Source organism: uncultured Streptococcus sp. (assembly GCF_963516515.1).
Taxonomy (GTDB): domain Bacteria; phylum Bacillota; class Bacilli; order Lactobacillales; family Streptococcaceae; genus Streptococcus.
Genome location: NZ_CAUQCJ010000058.1, coordinates 1 through 5683, shown reverse-complemented (window position 1 = coordinate 5683; position 5683 = coordinate 1). Strand labels below are relative to the sequence as shown.

The 5683-nt window shown below is 42.7% G+C and carries 6 protein-coding genes; all 6 read right to left on the bottom strand.

Going from position 1 to position 5683, the window contains the following annotated elements; translation table 11 throughout:
- Positions 1–118 precede the first annotated feature (118 nt).
- The gene (locus RYL77_RS08660; protein WP_000444647.1) at positions 119–811 is read right to left on the bottom strand and encodes a methionine ABC transporter permease; all 693 of its coding nucleotides are present in this window, start codon (positions 809–811) and stop codon (positions 119–121) included.
- Between the two features lies 1 nt (position 812).
- Entirely contained in the window at positions 813–1874 is a 1062-nt protein-coding gene (locus RYL77_RS08655; RefSeq protein WP_000085666.1) for a methionine ABC transporter ATP-binding protein, read from the bottom strand.
- Positions 1867–3240, bottom strand: coding sequence for a M20/M25/M40 family metallo-hydrolase (locus tag RYL77_RS08650; protein ID WP_000231807.1), 1374 nt, complete (start codon positions 3238–3240; stop codon positions 1867–1869). Before RYL77_RS08650 ends, RYL77_RS08655 begins: the two co-directional genes overlap by 8 nt.
- Positions 3241–3336: 96 nt before the next feature.
- Positions 3337–4191 (bottom strand): MetQ/NlpA family ABC transporter substrate-binding protein, encoded by an 855-nt coding sequence (locus tag RYL77_RS08645; protein ID WP_315010981.1) that lies wholly within the window; start codon positions 4189–4191, stop codon positions 3337–3339.
- Between the two features lie 153 nt (positions 4192–4344).
- Complete coding sequence (locus RYL77_RS08640) at positions 4345–5175, bottom strand: amino acid ABC transporter substrate-binding protein (protein ID WP_042901754.1); 831 nt, start codon at positions 5173–5175, stop codon at positions 4345–4347.
- A 209-nt stretch (positions 5176–5384) separates the two neighbouring features.
- The coding region (locus tag RYL77_RS08635; protein ID WP_315010980.1) for an AzlD domain-containing protein at positions 5385–5683 on the bottom strand (299 nt) is incomplete at its 5' end.

The following is a 5683-nucleotide window of genomic DNA, read 5'->3' as shown; positions in this document are numbered from 1 at the left end:
ACAATTCTTAACTCTCTAACTCATAAAAGTAACGGTTGATAGCAACCAGTACAGAAAATTTCAAGTCTTGACTATAACGACAACTCCTATGAATGATGTACAGATTGCCTAGATCTCTTTATTTATGGCTCAATTTCTTGGTCAAGAAATCTCCCAAGAATTGGATTGCAAAGATAATCAAAATGATAATGATGGTTGCCAAGATAGTCACATCGTGATTGTAGCGGTTAAATCCATAAGCGATGGCTACGTTACCAATACCGCCAGCTCCAACCGCTCCGGCCATGGCTGTTTCACCAACAAGGGAAATCAAGGTCACAGTCGTCACACGGATCAAATCTGGAAGACCTTCTGATAGGTAAACACCTACGATATCCCAGAATGTCGCTCCGCTAGCTTGAGCCGCCTCAATGACACCACCATCTAGCTCAGCCAATACAACCTGCACCTGACGGGCAAAGAAGGCAAAGACTGCAAAAGATAGGGGTACGATAGCCGCATTTGGACCAATGCTTGTTCCTACGATTAGATGAGAGAAGGGTGACAAGACTGCCAAGAGAATGATAAATGGTACCGCACGGAAAATGGAAGTAATCTTATCCAAAATCCAGAAAACAACTTTATTTTCCAAGACCCCACCTGGAGCTGTCAAGACAAGGAAAAGCCCTGCAACCAGTCCTAAGAAACCTCCGATGATAAAGGAAAGAACCGTCATATAAAGAGTCAAGTAGATAGCTGTCCCCCAGCCTGCTTGACCAGCCCAGCCCATCTTATAGACATTTGGCAAATAGGTTTGAATCAATGATTCCATCTTACTGTCCTCCCTTCAATACTTTTAGCTGTACGCCTGCTTGACGAATGGCTTCTTGTGCACCTGCTAGCGCTGCTTTTTCACCTGACAAGACCACCACCAATTCTCCAACAGGAGTGCCATCGAGGATTTCGATATTCCCATAGAGGATATTAGCTGTTACTTGGTAATGCTTGTACAATTCATTCAAAAGTGGCTCGTCTGTTGAAGCACCCGCATACTTGAGCTGCACCAAGAGACTGTTTTCAGACAAGTGTTCCACGATTTCTTGCTTCTCGATCTTGACCATGGCTTCGTCAATACCTGTAGCTGTTGAGATAAAGTCTTGAGTCAAAGGTTGTTTAGGGTCTGAGAAGATTTCAAGCACACTACCCTCTTCAATCAAATGCCCGTCCTGCATAACCGCCACACGGTTGGCAATATCTTTGACAATCTGCATTTCATGCGTAATCAAGACAACAGTCAAGCCTAATTTTTGGTTCAAATCTTGCAACAAGGCCAAAATCTGCTTGGTTGTCTTAGGGTCAAGGGCAGAAGTCGACTCGTCTGAAATCAAGATTTTTGGATCATTTGCCAAGGCACGCGCAATGGCCACACGCTGTTTTTGCCCTCCAGATAGTTGTGAAGGGTAGTTTTCAGCACGATCTGCCAAGCCGACCAAGTCCAACAACTTAGCTACTTTAGCCTTCTTTTCTTCCTTGCTGAGTCCAGAGTGTTTGAGGGCAAAGGCTACATTCTCCTCTGCTGTCTTTTGGCTCATCAGGTTAAAATGCTGGAAAATCATCCCGATATCTTGACGTTTACGACGCAACTGCTCTGCCGTCAAGGTCACCTTGCCATCAAAAATCACATCGTCGTCAATAGTAATTTTGCCTGCAGATGGTTTTTGCAAGAGGTTAATTACCCGTACAAGGGTTGATTTCCCTGCTCCAGAATATCCAACGATTCCGTAGATATCCCCTTCTTGGATGTGAATGGTCACATCCTTGACCGCTGTGATGGTTCTCTTCTTTTGGTGAAAAGTCACATCGATCTGATCTAACTTGATAATATCTCTACTCATAGCTTCTAATCAGCTCCTCTACTAATTCAATATGGGTGTAGTAATCGGCGATTCGCACGTTCTCATCTCCACCATGGTCTCGGCTGTTGGCATTTCCTAGACCGAAGGCCACCATTGGCACCTCTAGGGCATCAAAGACCGTATGCATAGGCCCTGTCCCCGCTGTCGTCGGCAAGACTGAAACGCCCTGTGGATAGAATTTCTTGGCCAACTCGATTACATTGAGAATGGCTGGCGCGCTCATATCGCTTCGATAGCTCATTTCTCCCAAGGTATAGTATAATTCTACCTTATCAAAGCCATTTTTGTCTAGCTGTTTCCGAATTTTTTCCAGAACATCATGCGGTTCTAGGCCAGGAACCAAACGAACCTCTAGCTTAGCGCTGGCTTCTGCAGGCAAAATCGTTTTGACTCCTTGTCCTTGATATCCTGACTGAATCCCTTCGATATTAAGAGCTGGCTCGAAAAAGAAACGTTTTAGAAAGGCTGCGCGGTCCTCTTGTAAGAGAGGCAATTCCAAACCATAAATCTGGCTGATTTCCCCTGGATTTCGTTGAGCATAGGTATCCACCAAAGCCAATTCACGTTCATTTGGCTCTTGTACTTCTTCGTACAAGCCTTCAACCAAGATACGGCCATCTGCAGCACGAAGAGACTGTAAGGCTTGAAGGAGGTACCAGGGAGCTGATTCCACAACCCCACCATAACTAGAATGGATATCCACATCGGCGCTTTTCACCTTGGCATCAAAGGTCACAATCCCCTTATTTCCACCAGAAATTTCTAGCTGTTCCAAGGCATTTTTGGTCCCTTGTTCCCAGACCAATAAATCCGCGCCACGGAGTTTATCCGCATGTTTTTCCAGATACTTATCTAGGTCTGTCGAAGCCGATTCCTCCGCTCCCTCCATGATAAAACTGATATTGACAGGCAGATCATCATGGTGCTGCATGTATTTTCTCAAAGCACTCAAACGAGCTGTGATATGACCCTTGTCATCGTCAACCCCACGCCCATACATGAAGCCATTGCGGACCGAAAGCGTAAAGGGATCCTCTGTCCAGACCTGATCCCCGTCCGCTGGCACAGTGTCATAGTGGTTATAGAAAATCAAGGTCTTGGCATCTGGACGCGAACTCTTGAAATGCGCCATGACAAAGGGCGCCGTATAAGTCTCATCAATCTCCACTTCAGCCCCAACACGCTTGAAAATCTCACCCAGATAGTTGGCGACTTCTTTGAGACCCACCTGCTGGGCAAAGACTGATTTCTTAGAAATCAAGGTACGCAAAACCTCAAAATAATGCTGGGCCACATGATCCTTTTCAAATTTTTCAATCTGTTCTTGTTCGCTAGGAAAAACCATATTCTCTCTACCTTTCTATGAACTACTCTTCCTGACAATCCATGCTCTATACAAAAGCAAGAGGTGGAATTTTCTCTCCCACCTCCCTGTTTCTTATTACCAAACTGGTTGATCCAAACCGTCTGATGTTTCTTCGATAACTTTTTTCACTTCATCTGTGTGGTAAGCTGCAATCACTTTCTTGATAGCATCAGCCTTAGGTGATGTTTCCCAATCTTTTTTCGCAACGATGATGTTGTACCATTGTTTTGAGTTTTCATCAGCTTGTTCTTTGAAAAGTGCTTTCTTGTAGTCCAATTTTGCTTCTGTAACGAAGGTATTGTTTACAACGGCAGCGTCAACTGATGACAATGAACGAGCTGTTTGGCTAGCATCCAATTCAGTGATTTTCAAGTTCTTTGGATTTTCTTTGATATTAGCAACTGTTGCAAGAGCAGTCCCTGAAACATCCAATTTAATCAAGCCAGCTGATTGAAGCAAGTAAAGCGCACGACTTTCGTTTGTAGCGTCATTCGGTACAGCGATTTCTCCGTTTGCTGGGATTTCTTCTACTTTAGTGTACTTGTTGTCACTTCCATTCAAACCTGAGTAAAGACGGATTGGAGAGATGTAAGTATCTGCAATCGCTACAAGGTCTTTTCCGTTTTCTTTGTTCCAGTTGTTCAAGAAGTTATAGTGTTGGAAAGCGTTCAAGTCTACTTCGCCATCAGCAGTTGCCTTGTTTGGTTGTGAGTAGTCTGTGAACTCTGTAAATTCCAAAGTGATACCGTCTTTTTTAACCAATTCTTGGATTTTGTCCCAACGTTTTTCTTCAGAACCGCTACGGTTAACAGTTGCGATTTTAACAGTTGTTGCATTGTCTGCTTTCTTTTCTGAGTTTCCGCAAGCTGCAAGAGCCAAACCTGCGACTGTAGCAAGGGCTGCTACACCAAGCCATTTTTTAATTTTCATGATTCTTTCTCCTTAAAAATAATACCGTACTAGTATCTCACAATTTGTTTGATTTCACAAATTGTTATTAGATAGTCAGATATATAGTTTAAAACTATATGCCTAAAGACTTAGAAATCATCCACCTGATTCAGAATGGATGATTTCAAGAAATTATTTAATATCAGCTTCTGCTGGTAGATAAGTGTCTCCGAAGAATTGTTTAGACAATTTTTCAAGAGTTCCGTCTTTATAGAGTTCTTTGATGCGTTTATCTACAAATGTTTTCAACTCATCTTGACCTTTGGCAAGAAGTGGGTAAACGTAAGGTTGTTGGTCGCTTGGAAGTTCAATAACTTTCAAGTTGTCCAAACCTTGGTTCTTGATGACTGTTTCAACACCGATTTTATCAAAAATCTTGTAGTCAAACTGGCCATCGCTCAAGCGTCCCATGATTTGTTGGAAGTCAGCTCTAGTATAGTTAAGGACAGTTGGATTATCTGAATGTTGTTTGTTATAGTCTTCCAACTGTTTAGCAGATGTTGTCCCTTGAACAACTTCTGTTGATTTTCCACCGATATCATCAAGCGATTTGATGCTAGAGTCGTCTTTTTTCACTACAAGAACGTTAGGGTTTTTAGCAGTTGGGGCTGCATAAAGGTATTTTTCAGCACGTTCTTTGGTGTAGCTGATGTTGTTAACGGCCATTTGATAACGGTCAGCGTCAAGACCCGCAAAGACTCCTGACCACTCTGTCTTCTCAAACTTGACTTCATACTTATCAGAGTCTTTAAAGATAGCACGAACTAGTTCAATTTCATAACCAGTCAATTCACCATTTTCTTCATAGTTGAATGGTTTTGGTGAAGCATTGGTTGCAACGATAATTTCTTTCTTGCTAGCTGCTTCTCCTTCTTTCTTAGCACCACCTGAGCAAGCTGCTAGAACACCTGCAGCAACAAGTCCTAGGGCAGCAAGAGATGAGTATTTAACGATTTTTTTCATGTCATTTCCTCCAAAATAGAATACCTTATAATCTTAACAGAAAAAGAGCATTTACGCCATTATATGATATCTATCTCTGTGATAGGTTTTCTTTATGGCTGATTTATACTCAATGAAAATCAAAGAGCAAACTAGGAAGCTAGCCGCAAGCTGTACTTGAGTACGGTAAGGCGACGCTGACGTGGTTTGAATTTGATTTTCGAAGAGTATTAAAAGACCAAACGCAAGAGTGCAATTAAGACCACTCCAAAGAGAACTGTTCCGACTAGATTGCGATAACGAAAGGCTACCCAAGCTGTTGGAAAGACTGCTAAGAAATCCAGCCATTTGATTTGAGGAAGGCTGCCAACCTTACCTGTCACTACGCTTGAAAGAATCAAGGCAAAGATAATAGAAACAGGCAAGAACTTCAAAAAACGCTCAACGATCGCAGGCAGGCCCTTATACTTGACTAAGATGAAGGGAATCATACGGGGAATCCAAGTCACCAAGCCAGAGAAAATAACTG

Coding starts and splice junctions, on each gene's coding strand:
- RYL77_RS08640 (WP_042901754.1), bottom strand. CDS start 5,175: ATGAAAAAAATCGTTAAATACTCATCTCTTGCTGCCCTAGGACTTGTT.
- RYL77_RS08645 (WP_315010981.1), bottom strand. CDS start 4,191: ATGAAAATTAAAAAATGGCTTGGTGTAGCAGCCCTTGCTACAGTCGCA.
- RYL77_RS08655 (WP_000085666.1), bottom strand. CDS start 1,874: ATGAGTAGAGATATTATCAAGTTAGATCAGATCGATGTGACTTTTCAC.
- RYL77_RS08650 (WP_000231807.1), bottom strand. CDS start 3,240: ATGGTTTTTCCTAGCGAACAAGAACAGATTGAAAAATTTGAAAAGGAT.
- RYL77_RS08660 (WP_000444647.1), bottom strand. CDS start 811: ATGGAATCATTGATTCAAACCTATTTGCCAAATGTCTATAAGATGGGC.